Origin of the sequence: Janibacter sp. GS2 (assembly GCF_051200835.1) — a bacterium.
GTDB lineage: Bacteria > Actinomycetota > Actinomycetes > Actinomycetales > Dermatophilaceae > Janibacter.
The window spans coordinates 2,259,285-2,276,583 of the sequence record NZ_CP195161.1; the positions used below are offsets into that span (position 1 = coordinate 2,259,285).

A 17,299-nucleotide genomic window follows, 5' to 3' on the forward strand; every position below is an offset into this window, starting at 1 on the left:
GGGTTGGGGTGAAACTCAGGCGCCGGCCCGGGCAGGAGCGCCCAGGACCTCACGGGCGGCGTCCTCGAGCTGGTCGAGGCCGGCGGCCATCTGCTCCTCGGTGATCGTCAGCGGGGGCATGATCTTCACGACCTCGCTGGAGGGACCGGAGGTCTCGACGAGCAGCTGGTGCTGGAAGGCCGCCTTGGCGATCTTCTCGGCGACCTCGACGTCCCGGAAGGCGAGACCGGAGAGCAGGCCGCGGCCACGAAGCTCGCTGCCCTCGGCGAGGCCGGCGATGACCTCCAGGCGCGCGCGCAGCTGCTCGGCGCGGGCCGCGATGTTCTTCTGCAGGGCGTCGTCGGCCCAGTAGGTGCGCAGGGCCTTCGTCCCGGTGACGAAGGCCGGGTTGTGGCCGCGGAAGGTGCCGTTGTGCTCACCGGGCTCCCAGTCGTCGACCTCGGGCTTCATCAGGGTCAGTGCCATGGGAAGTCCGTACCCGGAGATGGACTTGCTCAGCGTGATGATGTCCGGGTCGAGCCCGAACTCCTCGAAGGAGAAGAAGGTGCCCGTGCGGCCGCAGCCGGCCTGGACGTCGTCGACGATGAGCAGCACGCCGTGCTCACGGCACAGCTCCTGCAGCTCCTTGAGCCACTGGCCGCGAGCGGCCTTGAGCCCACCCTCGCCCTGGACGGTCTCGACGATGACCGCGGCGGGCAGGTTGGTGCCCGACCCGCTGTCGGCCCAGATGCGCTTGAGCCAGGCGAAGTCCGAGGTCTCACCGACGATGTAGTCGTCATAGGGAGCCGAGGTCGCGTGGTAGAGCGGCGTGCCGGCGCCGGCCCGCTTGAAGGCATTGCCGGTGACCGCGAGCGAGCCGAGCGTCATGCCGTGGAAGGCATTGGTGAAGTGCACGACGTCCTCGCGCCCGGTCGCCTTGCGGGCGGTCTTCAGTGCCGTCTCGACGGCATTGGTCCCGGTCGGGCCGGGGAACTGGATCTTGTGCGTCATCCCGCGCGGGGCGAGGATGAGCTCGGTGAAGGCCTCGAGGAACTCCCGCTTGGCCTTGGTGTACATGTCCATGGAGTGGGTGACGCCGTCCGCGGCGACGTACTCCAGGAGCGCCTCCTTGAGCACGTCGTTGTTGTGCCCGTAGTTGAGGGCGCCGGCGCCGGAGAAGAAGTCGGTGTAGCGCTCCCCGTCCTCCGTGTACTGGTAGGGACCCTTGGCGGTGTCGAAGACGACGGGCCAGTTGCGGCAGTAGCTGCGCACCTCGGACTCGCGGGTGGTGAAGATGTCAGTGGCGGAGTTGCTCATGGGAAGTCCTTCCTCGAAGAGGATCGGGAGTGGCGGGTGGTCGTGGCGGCCGGGTCAGAACGGTCCGATGCGGTGCAGCACCTCCGGCTCGTGTCCCTCGTCGGGGAAGTGCTCGCGCACGAAGAGGTCGAGCTCCTCGTGGTCGGCGCCGCGGGTGCGCGCGAAGCGGGCGAACAGGGCGCGGGAGGCCTCGTTGTCGTCGGTGATCGTCGTCTCGAGGGAGGTCATGCCGGGAACGGTGTCGGCCAGGTGCGTGAGCATCCGGCCGGCCAGGCCGTGTCCGCGCTGGTCGGCATCGACCGCGACCTGCCACACCATGAGGGTGTGCGGGGCCTCGGGACGGATGTAGCCACTGACGAAACCGACGACCCTGCCGTCACGCTCGGCGACGACGCTCGTGCGGGCGAAGTCACGGGCCCACAGCAGGTAGGCGTAGGACGTGTTGAGGTCCAGGGTCTGGGAGTCCCGGGCCACGCGCCACATGGCTCCACCATCGTCGATGGTGGGCTCACGCAGGACGAAGGGGGAGTCCTCGGGTGCGGAATGGGCTTGCTCTGAGTCTGCGGTCACCTGTTTGAACCTAACGTGACCAGCGCACAGATCAAGTCAGGGTTCGCTGAATACACCCGATTGCCTACTCCTGCAGGGGAATTGGTCAGATCGTGAGACGCGCCACGGATCCGGAGTGGGGAGGGGGTCACGAGGGCGAGCCCTCCAGGGAGGCGCCCATCCGCCGGACGGCCTCCGTCAGCACCGCCGGAGAGGCCGCGAAGTTCAGCCGGACGTGTCCCCGCCCCGCTCCGAAGGGCAGTCCCGGGTTCAGCGCGACCCGCCCCTCACGGAGGAAGTGCTGCGCAGGGTCGTCGCCGAGACCCAGCCCGCGGCAGTCCAGCCACGCGAGGTAGGTCGCCTCGCCCGGTCGCCACACGACGTCGGGCAGGTGGTCGTCGAGCAGGGACCGCAGCAGCGAACGATTGGCCGCGAGGTCGTCGACGAGATCGGCCAACCACTCCTGGCCGTGGTCCATCGCCGCGATGTGCGCCCGGACCCCGACGTGGCTGGCGGTGTAGGCCAGGTCCGGCGGGACCCGCCGCACCGCGGCGCCGGCCTCGGGGCCGCCGACGACGGCCGCCGCCTTGAGACCGGCAAGGTTCCACCCCTTCGCCGGGGAGATCACGCTCAGCGCCCCGGCGCCCTCCGGGACGCAGAGGAAGGGAGTGAACTGCGCACCGGGCAGGACGAGCGGTGCGTGCACCTCGTCGCTGACCACCCGCACGCCGTGCTGGCTCGCGGTACGGGCCACGGCGGACAGCTCCGCCCGGGTGGGCACCACTCCCGTCGGGTTGTGCGGGTTGGACAGCAGGAGCACGCCCCGCCCGGGGGCGGAGGCGAAGGCCTGCGACAGGGCCGCGACGTCGTACCGGCCGTCCGCGCCGAGGGGCACGGTCACGAGACGACGTCCGGCCGCGACCGCGATGGAGTGGAAGGGAGGGTAGACGGGGACCGTGATGTACACCGGGTCGTCGGGCTCGGTCAGGGCGATGATCGCCCCCTTGACCCCGGACATCGCATCGGTGGCCAACGCCATCCGGGCGGGGTCCACTCGGGCGCCCCACCGCTCGTACCACCGGGCCACCGCCTCGAGGTAGGTCCGTGCGACGGGATAGCCGAGATCGCCGTCGCGGACGACACGCAGGAGCTCCTCGGCGATCGCCGGCGCGGGGAGGACATCCATCTCCGCCACCCACAGGGGAAGCACGTCGCTGTCGTGGTGCTGCCACTTGATGCTGGTGCGACGCCGACAGTCGGCCTCGTCGAGGGTGAGGACATGACGCTCCATGCCTCCACTCTGGCACCCGTGCGACCACCTACTCTGGTGCGGGTGAGCAGCAAACGAGTTGGGCATGCGGTCTGAGGGCCCGGCGCCCGCGGACGACTCCGAGGACGAGCCCTCGCAGTCGAAGGGCACGAGCGCGCCCACCCGCCGGGCGGACGAGTCGATGACCCTCATCACCTCGATGCTCGAGCGGCCGCTCGACCCGGGGTACGCGGCAGCAGCGCAGCAGCGTCGCGAGCAGGGACTGCCGGCATCGACCGGGACGCGTCGCCCGCTGCTCATCGTCTGGTTGCTGATCATCGGGGTGCTCATCGGGATGAGCACCGCGAGCCTGCGCAGTCGCGACGGGGCCCGGGCCGGTGCACGGGCCGACCTCATCGCCCAGATCGAGACCCGTCAGAAGGCGGTCGACGAGCAGGGGGCGTCGGTGCGCGGCCTCCGGGGGGAGATCGACGCCGCGACCGCGCGCCTCGACCCGGACCTCGTGGGGACCCGGCAGGAGGAGCTCGAGTCCATGCGCATCTCGAGCGGCCTCGTGCCCGTGCGCGGTGAGGGACTGCGGATCACGCTCGACGACGCTCCCGGCAGCGAGACGAGCGCGGACGGAGACCCCCGGACCGGGACCAGTGACGAGGGACGGGTGCAGTCGAAGGATCTGCAGATCATCACCAACGGGCTGTGGAGCTCGGGTGCGGAGGCCCTCGCCGTCAACGGGCAACGGCTGACCTCCCGCACGGCGATCCGGTTCGCCGGTGAGGCGATCCTCGTGAACTTCCGTCCCCTGACCCGCCCGTACACCATCGAGGCCGTCGGGGACTCCGACGACCTGCAGACCCGGTTCGCCGAGAGCGCGGCCGGGTCCTACCTCACCGGGTTGGGCAGCAACTACGCCATCGAGACGTCACTGACGACCCAGGACGATCTGCACCTGCCGGGGGCGACCAGCGTCAGCACACGCCGGGCCGAGGTCATCCCCTCCGGATCGACCCCGCCCGCGGTGGCCCCGCGCACGAAGGAGACCTCATGATCCCCGCACTCGGACTCGTGGCCGGGATCATCCTCGGTCTCGTCCTGCAACCGGACGTGCCCGTGTGGATGCAGCCCTACCTGCCGATCGCGGTCATCGCGGCCCTGGACGCGGTCTTCGGAGCGGTGCGCGCCACGCTGGACGGGATCTTCAACGACAAGGTCTTCGTCGTCAGCTTCCTGTCCAATGTGCTCGTGGCCGCCTTCATCGTCTTCCTCGGTGACCAGCTGGGCGTCGGGTCGCAGCTGTCCACCGGTGTCGTCGTCGTCCTCGGCGTACGGATCTTCTCCAACGTCGCCTCCATCCGCCGACACCTCTTCCGGGCATGAGCAGCGACGTGGGCCCCTGGCGGCGGGTCTATCTCATGGCCCGTCCCCGGCTGACGCGGGCCAATGCCTTCGCGGTGCTGCTGGCCTGCCTGCTCGGCTTCGCCATCGCCACGCAGGTGCGCCAGACCCAGGCGCAGGGCCTGGAGGACCTGCGTCAGGACGAGCTCGTGCGCATCCTCGACGACGTCACCCAGAACGGCAATCGTCTCGACGACGAGATCGCCGAGCTGGAGTCCACCCGCGACGAGTTGGCCTCGAGCGAGGACAACTCGCCCGAGGCCATCGCCGCCGCCCAGGAGCGGGCCGACACCCTGGGCATCCTCTCGGGCACGGAGCGAGCCACCGGGCCGGGGATCACCCTGACCATCACCGACGAGGACGGCGACGTCGACGCGGCCACGCTCTTGGACGCGGTCCAGGAGCTGCGCGATGCCGGCGCCGAGGCCATGCAGGTGGGGAACGTGCGGATCGTCGCCAGCACGTGGTTCAGCGACGACGACGGGGTCACCGCCGACGGCCGCTCCCTCACGTCGCCCTACCGCTTCACCGTCATCGGCGACCCGCAGACGATGAGCGCCGCGATGGAGATCCCCGGTGGTGTCTCGGAGTCGGTCCGGAGCAAGGGCGGAGAGGTGACCATCCGCGAGTTCGACTCGATCAACGTCGAGGCATTGCACTCCAATTCCCCGCCTCGTTACGCTCAGCCCGACCCGGAGCCGACCGACGGCTCGAACTGACGGGCCCACGAAGGAGAACGATGAGCGACGCGACCTATCCCGAGGACCTTCGGTACACCAGCGACCACGAGTGGGTACGCACGACCGAGTCCGGCGCGGTGCGGGTGGGCGTGACCCACTACGCGCAGGACGCTCTCGGGGATGTCGTGTACGTCAGCCTCCCGTCGGTCGGGGACACCGTCGAGGTGGGCGACTCCTGCGGTGAGGTGGAGTCGACGAAGTCCGTCAGTGACCTCTACGCACCGCTCGCCGGGACCATCACGGCCGTCAACGAGGCCCTCGACGCGGCCCCGGAGCTCGTCAACTCCGCCCCGTACACCGAGGGCTGGATGTACGAGCTCCAGCTGGCCGACGGCGCTGACACCTCGACCCTGCTCGACGTCGAGGCCTACCGCGCCGAGATCGGCTGAGCCAGGTGTGACAGGGCCGGCACCGGTGAGGTGCCGGTCACGTAGTCTGATGTTCCGACACGATAGGAGGGAGTGCTGGATGAGCGGCAACGATGAGGACCAGCCCGCACGACAGGACCCGGCGACGCAGCAGTTCACCGGGATCGGCTCCGGCGCCCCCGCCGACGTGCCGGACTCCGACTACCACCTGAGTCGTGACGAGCAGGCAACCGTCGACGCGCTGCGACCCGGCACCGCTCTGCTCATCGTGCTCCGCGGCCCCAACACCGGAGCCCGCTTCCTCCTGGACGACGCCGAGGTCACCACCGGCCGGGGACCGAAGAGCGACATCTTCCTCGACGACGTGACCGTCTCGCGCAAGCACGCCGTCTTCGCGCGCGAGGAGCAGGGCTTCGCCGTGCGCGACGTCGGCTCCCTCAACGGGACCTATGTCAACAAGGAGCGGATCGACCAGGTCGCGCTGCGTACGGGTGACGAGGTGCAGATCGGCAAGTTCCGCCTCGTGTACTACGCCAGCGCCTCGACCAGCTGACGGTGCCCGCCGAGCACGTCGGGATCGGCGTCGTGGTCGCGCGGCTCGAGGACGACTTTCCCGATGTCACCATCAGCAAGGTCCGCTTCCTCGAGTCCGAAGGCCTGGTCACCCCGACGCGCACGGCGTCGGGGTACCGGAAGTTCTCCACGGACGACATCGAGCGGCTCCGGTTCGTCCTGACCGCGCAGCGCGACCGCTTCTGGCCCCTCAAGGTCATCCGTGAGCGGCTCGACGCCATGGACCGGGGCCTGACCGTCTCGGACGACGGGGAGTCCGCCCCGCCGGCGGCGACGCCCGGCCACCACGAGCGGCTCGGACCGGCCACGGCGGGGTCACGCCCCCTTCGCCTCACCGCCATCGAGCTGCAGCGTGCCGCGGAGATCGACACGACGACCTTCCGCGAGCTCGTCTCCTACGGGTTGCTGCCGAAGAACCAGGAGCACTTCGACGAGGGCGACCTCGGGGTGGCCCGGGCCGCCGGGTCGCTCGTCGGCGCCGGCATCGACGTGCGGCACCTGCGGCCCTTCAAGAGCGCGGCGGAGCGAGAGCTCGGCCTGGCCGATCACGTCCTCGGGCAGCAGGCGCTCCGCGGCCGGGAGGCCGGCAGCCAGGGACTCGACGACGAGACGGTGACCCGTCAGATCATCGAGGACTGCCTCCAGCTGCACGTCGCCCTGCTGCGTCGGGGACTGCAGCCGGACGCCTGACCCGGCGGACCCGGCGCGGGGGATACGGTAGGAGGGTGAAACCGCTCGACGTCCTCGGTGTCCGTGTGGAGATGCCCACCTCCCAACCGATCGTGCTCCTGCGTGAGCGCGACGGGGGTCGGCACGTGCCGATCTGGATCGGCGCGGCGGAGGCCACCGCGATCGCCTACGCCCAGGAGGGTGTCGAGCCCCCGCGACCACTGACGCACGACCTGCTCGTCGACGTCATCGCCTCCGTCGGACGAGAGCTCGTCACGGTGCGGATCGATGCCGTGCTCGAAGGTGTCTTCCACGCGACCCTCGTCCTCGACGACTCGACGGAGATCTCCGCCCGAACCTCCGACGGGGTGGCCCTGGCCCTGCGCACGGGCGCCGAGATCGTCGCCACCGACCAGGTCCTCGACGAGGTCGGGATCGAGTCCTCCGACGAGGAGGAGGACGAGGTGGCCAAGTTCAAGGAGTTCCTCGACGACGTCTCCCCGGAGGACTTCGAGGAGCCCGGAGCGATGGGCTGAGGCCCGGGGCGGACTGCCCCCCGGGGCACCGGGCAGCCCTGCTGCGCGACCTGATCGTGACCGACACGCGGGGGACCAACCCCGTGGGGGTGTTTGACGCCCCCGGTGTGCCGCCGTAGCGTCGACGACAGCACCGGATCACATCGGTGCAATTTCCCATCCGGTCCCGACCGGGGACCACGGTGAGGCAGGAGGGCGTTGTGGACGCCACGAACGATGAGGGTCGGACCGGTGTCCGAACTCAGGGCGTGCTCTTCGACGACGACCTGCCCGAGCTCTCCGAGGACATCGGCTACCGCGGTCCTGCCGCGTGCAGCGCCGCAGGGATCACCTATCGCCAGCTGGACTACTGGGCCCGTACCGGGCTCGTCGAGCCCGCCGTGCGCGGTGCTGCCGGCTCCGGCAGCCAGCGTCTCTACGGGTTCCGCGACATCCTCGTGCTCAAGGTCGTCAAGCGCCTGCTCGACACCGGGGTCTCGCTGCAGCAGATCCGGGTGGCCATCCAGCACCTGCGCGAGCGAGGTGTCGAGGACCTGGCCCAGATCACGCTCATGAGCGACGGGGCGTCCGTCTACGAGTGCACCTCCGCCGACGAGGTCATCGACCTCGTCCAGGGGGGTCAGGGCGTCTTTGGTATCGCCGTCGGTCGCGTCTGGCGCGAGGTCGAGGGTTCGCTCCTGGAGATCCCCAGTGAGCGCATGGACCAGGGTGAGCCCACCGATGTCGCCGGCGACGAGCTCTCCGCCCGGCGCCGCGCCAAGCTGGCCTGAGCGAGGCCACGCAGCACGCACGCTGATAGCCTGACGTCGCTGCTCACCCCACGAGGGAGAGTCCCCGAGCGTGCTCGGGGCGCCGAAGGGGCAAATCTCCCCGGAACCTCTCAGGCGCCAAGGACCTCGTGGATCAGGCACCTCTGGAGCGTCCACACGTGACAGAAGGGGAGGCTGGCTTTGTACCCCATCGTGTCCAAGGGAGCCTCATGAGCACCTCGTCCCCCCTGTCCGACTTCGTCGGTCGCCACATCGGTCCGCGCGAGGACGATGTCGAGCAGATGCTCGAGGTCGTCGGGCAGACCTCCCTCGACGCCCTGTGCGACGCGGCCGTTCCTGCCGCGATCCGCCAGACGGATGCCCTGGCCATCGATGCCGCACCGAGCGAGCTGGCCGTCATCGAGGAGCTGCGCGCCCTCGCCGCGAAGAACACCGTGCTCACCTCGATGATCGGACTGGGCTACTACGGGACGGTCACGCCGGCCGTCGTGCAGCGCAACGTCCTCGAGAACCCGGCGTGGTACACGGCGTACACGCCGTACCAGCCCGAGATCAGTCAGGGCCGGCTCGAGGCACTGCTGAACTTCCAGACCATGGTTGCCGACCTCACCGGCCTGCAGACCTCGGGCTCGTCCCTGCTGGATGAGGGCACGGCTGCCGCCGAGGCGATGACCGTGATGCGGCGCTCGAGCAAGGTCGGCAAGGACGCTGTCCTGCTCGTCGACGACCAGGTCTTCCCGCAGACCCGGGCGATCATCGACACCCGGGCCGTGCCTCTGGGGATCGACGTGGTCGGAGCCGATCTGGCCGCCGTGACCACGGCCGAGGGGCTGCGCGCCGCCGCCGGGGACCGCGAGGTCTTCGGTGTGCTCGTGCAGTACCCGGCGGCCGACGGGACGATCCAGGACTGGGCCGCCCTCGCCTCGGCCGCCCACGAGGTCGGGGCGCTCGTCACCGCCGCCGCCGACCTGCTCGCCCTCACCCTGCTCACCGCGCCCGGCGAGTGGGGTGCCGACGTCGCCGTCGGCACGACCCAGCGCTTCGGTGTGCCGATGGCCTTCGGCGGTCCGCACGCCGGTTACATGTGCGTGCGCGCCGGGCTGGAGCGCACCCTGCCGGGACGCCTGGTCGGCGTCTCCGTCGACGCCGAGGGCCGGGCGGCCTACCGGCTCGCGCTCCAGACCCGCGAGCAGCACATCCGCCGCGACAAGGCGACGAGCAACATCTGCACCGCGCAGGTCCTGCTGGCCGTGATGGCCTCGATGTACGCCGTCTACCACGGCCCCGACGGGCTGCGGGCGATCGCCGAGCGGGTGCACGGCACGGCCGTCGGCCTGGCCACGCAGCTGCGCGAGGCCGACATCGCGGTCAGCGACGCGCCCTTCTTCGACACGCTGCGCGTCACGCTCCCCGGTGGTGCGGATGCCGCCGTGGCCGCTGCCCGCGAGGCCGGGGTGAACATCTGGCGCCACGACGAGGACACCGTCCTGCTGTCCGTGGACGAGACCACGGACCCGAGCGAGGTCGCTGCGGTCGCCGGGGCCCTCGGCGCGCGTCGCGGGGGAGTGGACGAGCACGAGGTCGACGCCTCGCACGCCCCACGAGTGACCCCCGACTGGCCCGCGGCGCTGCTGCGCACGAGCGAGTACCTCACCCACCCGGTCTTCCACAGCCACCGCAGCGAGACCGCGATGCTGCGCTACCTGCGTCGGTTGTCCGACCGGGACTTCGCACTCGATCGCGGCATGATCCCGCTGGGCTCGTGCACGATGAAGCTCAATGCCACGACGGAGATGGCCGCGATCACCTGGCCGGAGTTCGCCGGGCTGCACCCCTTCGCTCCGGACGAGCAGACGGTGGGCATCCGCGAGCTGGTGGATCAGCTCAGCGGGTGGCTCAGCGACATCACCGGCTACCACTCCGTCTCGTTGCAGCCGAACGCCGGCTCCCAGGGCGAGCTGGCCGGCCTGCTCGCGATCCGCGCCCACCACGCCGCCCAGGGGCAGGAGCAGCGACGCATCTGTCTCATCCCCGCCAGCGCGCACGGCACCAATGCCGCGTCCGCGGTGATGGCCGGGATGAAGGTCGTCGTCGTCAAGACCGCCGAGGGCGGCGACATCGACATGGACGACCTGCGGGCGAAGGTCGAGCAGCACCGGGACGGCCTCGCGGCGATCATGGTGACCTACCCCAGCACGCACGGGGTCTTCGAGGACACGATCAGCGAGCTGTGCGGGCTGGTCCACGACGCCGGTGGTCAGGTCTACGTGGACGGCGCGAACCTCAACGCGCTCGTCGGTCTGGCCCAGCCGGGCGCCTTCGGTGCCGATGTCAGCCACCTCAACCTGCACAAGACCTTCTGCATCCCCCACGGTGGTGGTGGTCCCGGCGTGGGCCCGGTCGCGGTGCGCGAGCACCTCGCCCCGTACCTGCCGAACCACCCGTTGGCGGCGGCCGCCGGTCCCGCCAGTGGGGTCGGCCCGATCAGTGCCGCTCCCTACGGGTCGGCCGGCATCCTCCCGATCTCCTGGGCCTACGTGCGCCTCATGGGTGGCGCCGGCCTGAGCCGGGCCACGCAGCTCGCCGTGCTCAACGCCAACTACGTGGCGGCGCGTCTCGGGGAGCACTTCCCGGTGCTCTACGCGGGCCCGGGCGGCATCGTCGCCCACGAGTGCATCATCGACCTGCGGGAGCTGACCGGGCAGACCGGTGTCACGGTGGACGATGTCGCCAAGCGCCTCATCGACTACGGCTTCCACGCACCGACGATGAGCTTCCCGGTCGCGGGCACGTTCATGGTCGAGCCGACGGAGTCGGAGGACAAGGGGGAGATCGATCGTTTCTGCGACGCGATGATCGCCATCCGCGGGGAGATCGACGCGGTGGCGAAGGGGGAGGACGTCACCACCTCCCTGCTGCGACAGGCCCCGCACACTGCCGCCTCATTGGTGGGGGAGTGGGACCGCCCGTACGACCGCGAGTCCGCGGTCTTCCCGGTCGGTGTCGACTCCGCGGACAAGTACTGGCCGCCGGTGGCCCGCATCGACGGTGCCTATGGCGATCGCAACCTCGTGTGCTCCTGCCCGTCGCCGGAGGAGCTCGCCGAGATCAGCTGAGCCCCACGTTTATCGGGTGACCCGATAAACCTCGGGTTCGCAAGGCTTTTAAACCCTTGCGAACCCGAGGTTTGTCATGTTGAGCGCGAAGGGGGGCCCGTCAGGCGACGTCGACGGCGAGGTCGCCGAGGACCTGCACGCTCGACCCGTGCGGCGTCTTGTCGATGCGCACCTGGGTGGGGATGCGTGTGCGCATCTCGGTGACGTGGCTGACGACGCCGACGGTACGCCCCCCGTCGCGGAGCCGATCGAGCATGTCGAGGACCTGCTCCAGGCTGTCCTGGTCGAGGCTGCCGAAGCCCTCGTCGACGAAGAGGATGCCGAACTCCTGACCGCCGGACTCCTCACGGATGGCATCGGCGAGTCCGAGGGCGAGGGCCAGCGAGGCGGTGAAGGACTCACCGCCGGACAGCGTCTCGGTCGGACGCTCCTGTCCGGTCCACAGGTCACGGACGAGCAGCCCGAGCCCGCCGCGACGACGGCCACGGCCGGCGGCGTCGTGGTGGCCCAGCTCGTAGCGCCCGTCCGCCATGTCCAACAACCGCTCGTTGGCGAGCTCGACGATCCGCTCCAGCCGGGCCGCGAGGACATAGGTCGACAGTCGCATCCGCTTGTCGTTGTCGGTGCTGGTCCCGGTGACGAGGGCGCTCATCCGGGTGACGAGCTCTGCCTCCTCGAGTGCGGGGCCGAGCTCGGCGCAGGAGCGGTCGATGTGGTCCCGGACGGCGGTGAACTGGCGCAGGACGGTCTGGGCCGAGGCCTGCCGCCGGCCGACGAGGTCTGCCTCGTGGCGGGTCCGGTCCGCGGCGGTCCGGAGTGCCGTGAGGTCCACCGGATCGTCGGCCAGGGCGGCGACGACGTCGGGCTCCTCGAGCACGGACTCGGCCGAGGCCAGCCGTCGCTCGTGCTCGGCGACCCGGTCCTCCAGGTCGGCCATGACGCGCCGGTCCAGGGCGGCAGCCTCCACGGCCTCCGCGTCCTCGAAGTCCCGCTCGGTCAGGGCCCGATCGAGCAGCTCGACGACCTCGTCGCGCGTCGTGGTCGTGCGCTCCAGTGCGTCCCCGGAGGTGGTGATCGTCCGGACCGCCTCGAGGACGACGCGGTGACGACGCACGGCCTCCTCGAGCACCGTGTCGACGGCGTGCGGCCCCCAGGACGGCGAGGGGGCGTCGAGCAGCTCCCGGCAGGCGCAGCCGTCGTCGTGGGCGGTGATCGCCTCCGCCAGCCGGGTGGTGCCCGCTCCGATCTCCTCCGTGAGTCGATCCCGCCGCGCGGTGGCCTCGGCGAGGGCTGTCTCGGCCTCGCCGAGGGCCGTCTCGGCCTGAGTCACCCCGGCCTCGGACGCGGACAGGGCCTGCTCGACGGACTCGTGCCGGTCGGTGACCGCCACGAGTGCCTCACGCTCACTGGACAGCTGGGCGAGACCCGCCGAGAGGTCGGCGCTGGCGACCAGCTCTGCGCCGAGGGGGGACGCGTCACCGCGGAGCTGGGACTCGAGGTCCGTCACGCGGGCACGGGCCAACTCGAGCCGGGAGGCGGCGCTCTCGTCCACGGCACGGGTCCGGTCGAGGGTGGCCTCGGCAGCCGTGGCCTCGGCCGAGGCCGCATCGATCTGGTCCGGACTGACCTGCCCGCTCGCCCGCGCGGGCGCCGGGTGCTCCAGCGCACCACAGACGCTGCAGGCCTCGCCATCGGTGAGCTGGCTCGCCAGCTCACCGGCCATGGTGTCCAGCCGCTGCTGGACCAGCTGCTGCACCCGCTCGCGCAGGTCGAGGCTCTGCTGCTGCGCGGCCTGGCGGGCATCGGTGGTGCGGCGGGCCTCGGCCTCGGCCTCGTCCACCCTCGATCGGGCCGTCGAGAGAGCGGACACCAGGGTGAGCAGCGGGGTGATCACGCCCAGACGATCCTGTGCGGCCGCGACGTCCTGCCGGGCCCCACGCACCTCGTCGGCCCGCTCCCGGGCCGTGGCGAGCGCGCTCGACGCGGACTCGATACCCGCGCTGCGCTCCGACACGAGGGCAGCAGCCGGTGGCACCTCCGCCCGCATCCGAGCCAGCGCGTCGACCTCGTGCCGGGCCACCCCCAGCCCTTCATCATCCCGAGCCAGCTGGTCCCGCAGCTCCACCAGATCGGCATCCTGCGGGGCGCGGGGCAGGGCTGCCACCGCGGCGTCGTGGGCCGCCTCTGCAGTGGACACCGCCCGTCGGGCACGACGCAGCGCCTCGACGTGGGGGAGGACGGTCGCGGCATCGCGGGCTCGGGCCAGGCCTCGTCGGGTGGCGGCGTGCTCGTCCGCGGCCTCGGCCAGCTGGTCGAGGGTGGTCTGCGCCCGCGTGCCGCGCCGCCGCAGCTCCTCGCTGCGCTTGCCGGAGTCGAGGGCGGACCGAGCGGCGCTCGCGCGTCGTTGGGCGCGGTCGACGAAGGCCATGACCTCGGAGGCGCGGGTCTCGAGCGTGGTGTCGATGTCGCGGACCGCTGCGAGCAGCTCATCGGTGGCGAGCTCGCCGAGCGGGGTCTCCAGCTCGGGCAGCGGTGCGTCGGTCTCGGCGAGGAGCTCCTCGAGCCGGAGCGTGTGGCCGGCGAGGCCAGAGCGCAGTCCGGTCAGGAGCGTCTGCGCCTGCTGGCGGCGCTCGACCAGGTGCTGCTCGACAGCGACGAAGTCGGTGACGTCGAAGAGTCGCTCGAGCACCTCCCTTCGCTCCTCGTCGCTCGCCCGGAGGAAGGCGGCGAAGTCGCCCTGGGGCAACATCACCACCCGGCGGAACTGGTCGAGGGCCATGCCGAGGAGGTCGTCGAGGATCCGGGCCGTCTCGTCGACCCGGGAGCTGAGCGTGGTCCAGCCACCGTCGACGAACTCCTCGAGCTGGACACGAGCCTGCTCGGTGGTCGTACCCGTGCCCCGCCTCTTGGGGCGCTCGTGGGCCGGGCTGCGGGTGAGGTGCAACCGGCGACCGGCGAGGGTCAGCTCGAGGGTGACGACGGTCGGCTGCGCGGGCGCGGCATGGTGGCTGCGCAGCGTCGTCGACTGACGATCGCCCGGGACGTTGGCGTAGAGGGCGAAGCAGATCGCGTCGAGGAGACTGGTCTTGCCGGACCCGGTGGGCCCGTGGATGAGGAAGAGGCCGGCCGTGCTGATCGCCTCCAGGTCGAGGTCCACCTCGTCGGCGAAGGGGCCGAAGGCCGTGGCCGTCAGCCGGTGCAGCCTCATGCCGCACTCCGGCGGCGGGCGCGTCCCTCGTCCTCACGCCCGTCGCGGGTTGCGCGCCCGGCCTCGAGCGCGCCCTGCAGGAGCCGGGTCTCCTCCTCGTCGGCCGCGGCGCCGTGACGCACGTCGGCGACGAAGTCGCAGCACACCTCCAGCGGCTCACGCCGGGCGATCCGGGTGGCGTAGCTGCGCACCGGGACGACCCCGCCCTGCGGGTCGAACTGCAGCTGGAGCACGTGCGGGAAGCGTCGGGAGAGCTGCTCCAGGGCGCCGACCGGTCGGACCGCGTCGGTGAGCGTGACCTGCACCCACGCCTCCTCGGCGACGGCATGCTCCGGGGCCCGCAGCACCTCCTCGAGAGTGCCCCGGACCCGCGCGAGAGGCCGGAGCACCGGAGCCTCGACGAGGTCGACGTGGACCCCGCCCGCGGCATCGAGATCGAGCAGCAACGACCCCTTGGTGTGCCGGGTCTCGCTGAAGGACATGGCGACCGGGGAGCCGCTGTAGCGGGCCCGCTCGTGGACCTGCTGGGCACCGTGGAGGTGCCCTAGGGCGGCATAGGCGACCCCGTCGAAGGTGCTCGCCGGGACCATGGCCACGCCACCGGTCGCGATGTCCCGCTCGGAGTCACTGCTCGCCCCACCACCCACGAAGCAGTGGGCCATGGCGATGGTCTGCGGCCCTCTCGTCGCGGCGTCGGCGCGCACGCGGTCCATGGCGGCACCGAGGACGGCGGTGTGCGTGCGACCCTCGACCCCGAGTGCCCGGGTCACCGACGAGGCCGCGGGCTCGAGGTAGGGGACCGGGTAGACCGCGGCGTCGCCGACGAGCACCGGCGACCCGATCGAGTCGGCATCGGAGCGGATGTGCAGCCCCGCCCTGGACAGCAGGTCGGAGGCGAAGCCCAGCCGGATCGCCGAGTCGTGGTTTCCGCTGGAGATGATCACCGCAGAGCCCGCGTCGATGAGGCGGGTGACCGCGTCGGACAGGACCGCGACCGCGTCCGGGGGCGGCAGTGCACGGTCGTAGACATCGCCGGACACGAGCACCGCATCGACGGACTCGGCGCGGACGGTCTCGACGAGATGATCCACGTACGCCGCCTGCGCACCGAGCAGGCCCACCCCGTGGAAGGAACGGCCCAGGTGCCAGTCGGAGGTGTGGATCAACTTCATGTTCCCCACGCTATGAGGGAGCACCGACAACACCGTGGCACGACACCCCTTCGTCGGCGCGCAACGGCGCTGTTCGCATCCGACCACGGTCTGATCTGTCCCCAGCAGGCAACCGTGGGTAGATTCGAGCCAGCCGACCCCCGGCGAGAGGTGGAGTCATGGGCAAGGAAGTCACCGCGCAGAGCTACTCGCGCGAGGAGCGGCAGCGTTACCGGGAAAAGGTGCGGCAGAACCTCGACGTCTTCGAGCGGATGCTCGCCGAGAGCGTCTTCGACGACGCGGTGCCCCTCACCGGGCTGGAGATCGAGCTCAACCTCGTCGACGAGGACAACCAGCCGGCCTTCGTCAACGACGAGGTGCTCGAGGCGATCGCCGATCCGGAGTACCAGACCGAGCTCGCACAGTTCAACATCGAGCTCAACGTCGCGCCACGCCCCCTTCCGGGGGAGTCGGCGCTGCAGCTCGAGGAGAGCCTGCGCACCTCCCTCAACCGGGCCGATGCCCTGGCGCGGGAGCGGGGAGCGCGGATCGTCCCGATCGGCATCCTGCCGACGATCCGGCCGGAGCACTTCCAGGGGGAGTGGATCAGCCGGAACAACCGGTACACCGCGCTCAACGACTCGATCTTCATCGCCCGTGGTGAGGACGTGGTCATCGACCTCGAGGGCCCGACGGGGGAGCGGCTGCACACCTTCGCCGACTCCATCGCCCCCGAGTCCGCCTGCACCTCCGTCCAGCTGCACCTGCAGGTGGGACCCAGTCAGTTCGCCGACCACTGGAATGCCGCCCAGGCGATCTCGGCGCCGCAGATCGCCCTCGCCGCGAACTCGCCCTTCTTCTTCGGGCGCCGCCTGCACGACGAGACCCGCATCGCGGTCTTCTCCCAGGCCACGGACACCCGACCGATCGAGCTGAAGAACCAGGGGGTGCGACCGCGCGTGTTCTTCGGCGAACGGTGGATCACCTCGATCTTCGACCTCTTCGAGGAGAACGTGCGCTACTTCCCGGCGCTGCTCGCCGAGACCACCGACGAGGACCCGGTCGCGGTGCTCGACGCCGGCGGCACACCCGACCTCGGTGAGCTCAACCTCCACAACGGCACCGTCTACCGGTGGAACCGCCCGATCTACGACCCCGGCAACGGTCGACCGCACGTGCGGGTGGAGAACCGCGTCCTCCCGGCCGGTCCGACGATCATCGACGTCCTCGCCAACGCCGCCTTCTACTACGGCGTGGTGCGCACCCTGGCGGCCGAGGACCGTCCGGTGTGGACCCAGATGTCCTTCCCCGCCGCCCAGGCGAACTTCGAGGCAGCGGCGAGGGACGGGCTGCGGGCCCGGCTCTACTGGCCGGGGCTCGGCCAGGTCGGCGCCGACGAGCTCACGCTGCGGCATCTGCTGCCGATGGCGCGCAGTGGTCTCGAGGACTGGGGAGTCGCGGGCAGCGTCATCACCCGCTACCTCGACGTCATCGAGGGACGGTGCACCTCGGGCGTCAACGGCGCGGTGTGGCAGACCGAGTGCGTGCGTCATCTCGAGAAGGGCGGCATGGACCGGTCCGAGGCCCTCGCCGCGATGGTCGGGCTGTACAGCGAGCACATGCACCGCAACGACCCGGTCCACACCTGGCCACTACCCTGA

At 70.9% G+C, this 17,299-nt stretch carries 15 protein-coding genes and 1 riboswitch; of the genes, 10 read left to right on the forward strand and 5 right to left on the reverse strand.

The window, feature by feature from the left end; all coding sequences use genetic code 11:
* Positions 1-15 precede the first annotated feature (15 nt).
* The 3 genes from ectB to ACR9E9_RS10900 form a co-directional block, all read right to left on the reverse strand.
* Positions 16-1,296, reverse strand: a complete 1,281-nt coding sequence (gene ectB, locus ACR9E9_RS10890) for a diaminobutyrate--2-oxoglutarate transaminase (protein ID WP_435198506.1) — start codon at positions 1,294-1,296, stop codon at positions 16-18.
* Positions 1,297-1,350: 54 nt separating this feature from the next.
* Positions 1,351-1,866: a diaminobutyrate acetyltransferase gene (ectA, locus tag ACR9E9_RS10895; protein ID WP_435198507.1), complete on the reverse strand. Its 516-nt coding sequence runs from the start codon at positions 1,864-1,866 to the stop codon at positions 1,351-1,353.
* A 127-nt stretch (positions 1,867-1,993) separates the two neighbouring features.
* Complete coding sequence (locus ACR9E9_RS10900) at positions 1,994-3,136, reverse strand: MalY/PatB family protein (RefSeq protein ID WP_435198508.1); 1,143 nt, start codon at positions 3,134-3,136, stop codon at positions 1,994-1,996.
* A gap of 64 nt (positions 3,137-3,200) precedes the next feature.
* Between ACR9E9_RS10900 and ACR9E9_RS10905 the strand changes: the two genes are divergently transcribed.
* The 9 genes from ACR9E9_RS10905 (at position 3,201) to gcvP (ending at position 11,279) form a co-directional block, all read left to right on the forward strand.
* Positions 3,201-4,160 carry a DUF881 domain-containing protein gene (locus tag ACR9E9_RS10905; protein WP_435198509.1) on the forward strand — a complete coding sequence of 320 codons (960 nt, stop codon included), beginning with the start codon at positions 3,201-3,203 and terminating at the stop codon, positions 4,158-4,160.
* Entirely contained in the window at positions 4,157-4,489 is a 333-nt protein-coding gene (locus ACR9E9_RS10910) for a small basic family protein (protein WP_435198510.1), read from the forward strand. Before ACR9E9_RS10905 ends, ACR9E9_RS10910 begins: the two co-directional genes overlap by 4 nt.
* The gene (locus ACR9E9_RS10915) at positions 4,486-5,226 is read left to right on the forward strand and encodes a DUF881 domain-containing protein (protein WP_435198511.1); all 741 of its coding nucleotides are present in this window, start codon (positions 4,486-4,488) and stop codon (positions 5,224-5,226) included. Before ACR9E9_RS10910 ends, ACR9E9_RS10915 begins: the two co-directional genes overlap by 4 nt.
* A 20-nt stretch (positions 5,227-5,246) precedes the next feature.
* Positions 5,247-5,636, forward strand: coding sequence for a glycine cleavage system protein GcvH (gene gcvH, locus ACR9E9_RS10920; protein WP_435198512.1), 390 nt, complete (start codon positions 5,247-5,249; stop codon positions 5,634-5,636).
* Between the two features lie 79 nt (positions 5,637-5,715).
* A complete protein-coding gene (locus tag ACR9E9_RS10925) occupies positions 5,716-6,168 on the forward strand; it encodes an FHA domain-containing protein (protein WP_435198513.1) in 453 nt (150 codons plus the stop codon).
* Positions 6,169-6,170: 2 nt separating this feature from the next.
* On the forward strand, positions 6,171-6,878 hold the full coding sequence (ftsR, locus tag ACR9E9_RS10930) for a transcriptional regulator FtsR (protein WP_435198514.1): 708 nt from the start codon (positions 6,171-6,173) through the stop codon (positions 6,876-6,878).
* Positions 6,879-6,913: 35 nt separating this feature from the next.
* Complete coding sequence (locus ACR9E9_RS10935; protein ID WP_435198515.1) at positions 6,914-7,393, forward strand: bifunctional nuclease family protein; 480 nt, start codon at positions 6,914-6,916, stop codon at positions 7,391-7,393.
* Between the two features lie 200 nt (positions 7,394-7,593).
* Entirely contained in the window at positions 7,594-8,163 is a 570-nt protein-coding gene (locus ACR9E9_RS10940) for a MerR family transcriptional regulator (protein ID WP_435198516.1), read from the forward strand.
* 43 nt (positions 8,164-8,206) lie between these two features.
* Positions 8,207-8,300: riboswitch (glycine riboswitch) on the forward strand.
* 72 nt (positions 8,301-8,372) lie between these two features.
* Entirely contained in the window at positions 8,373-11,279 is a 2,907-nt protein-coding gene (gene gcvP / locus ACR9E9_RS10945) for an aminomethyl-transferring glycine dehydrogenase (RefSeq protein WP_435198517.1), read from the forward strand.
* Between the two features lie 100 nt (positions 11,280-11,379).
* Here the strand turns inward: gcvP and ACR9E9_RS10950 are convergent, their stop codons facing one another.
* Both ACR9E9_RS10950 and ACR9E9_RS10955 read right to left on the reverse strand, forming a co-directional pair.
* Positions 11,380-14,487 carry an AAA family ATPase gene (locus ACR9E9_RS10950; protein WP_435198518.1) on the reverse strand — a complete coding sequence of 1,036 codons (3,108 nt, stop codon included), beginning with the start codon at positions 14,485-14,487 and terminating at the stop codon, positions 11,380-11,382.
* The gene (locus tag ACR9E9_RS10955; RefSeq protein WP_435198519.1) at positions 14,484-15,659 is read right to left on the reverse strand and encodes an exonuclease SbcCD subunit D; all 1,176 of its coding nucleotides are present in this window, start codon (positions 15,657-15,659) and stop codon (positions 14,484-14,486) included. The genes ACR9E9_RS10950 and ACR9E9_RS10955 overlap by 4 nt, the downstream gene beginning before the upstream one ends.
* 158 nt (positions 15,660-15,817) lie before the next feature.
* On the opposite strand from ACR9E9_RS10955, the gene ACR9E9_RS10960 reads away from it, so the two are divergent.
* A complete protein-coding gene (locus tag ACR9E9_RS10960) occupies positions 15,818-17,299 on the forward strand; it encodes a glutamate--cysteine ligase (RefSeq protein ID WP_435198520.1) in 1,482 nt (493 codons plus the stop codon).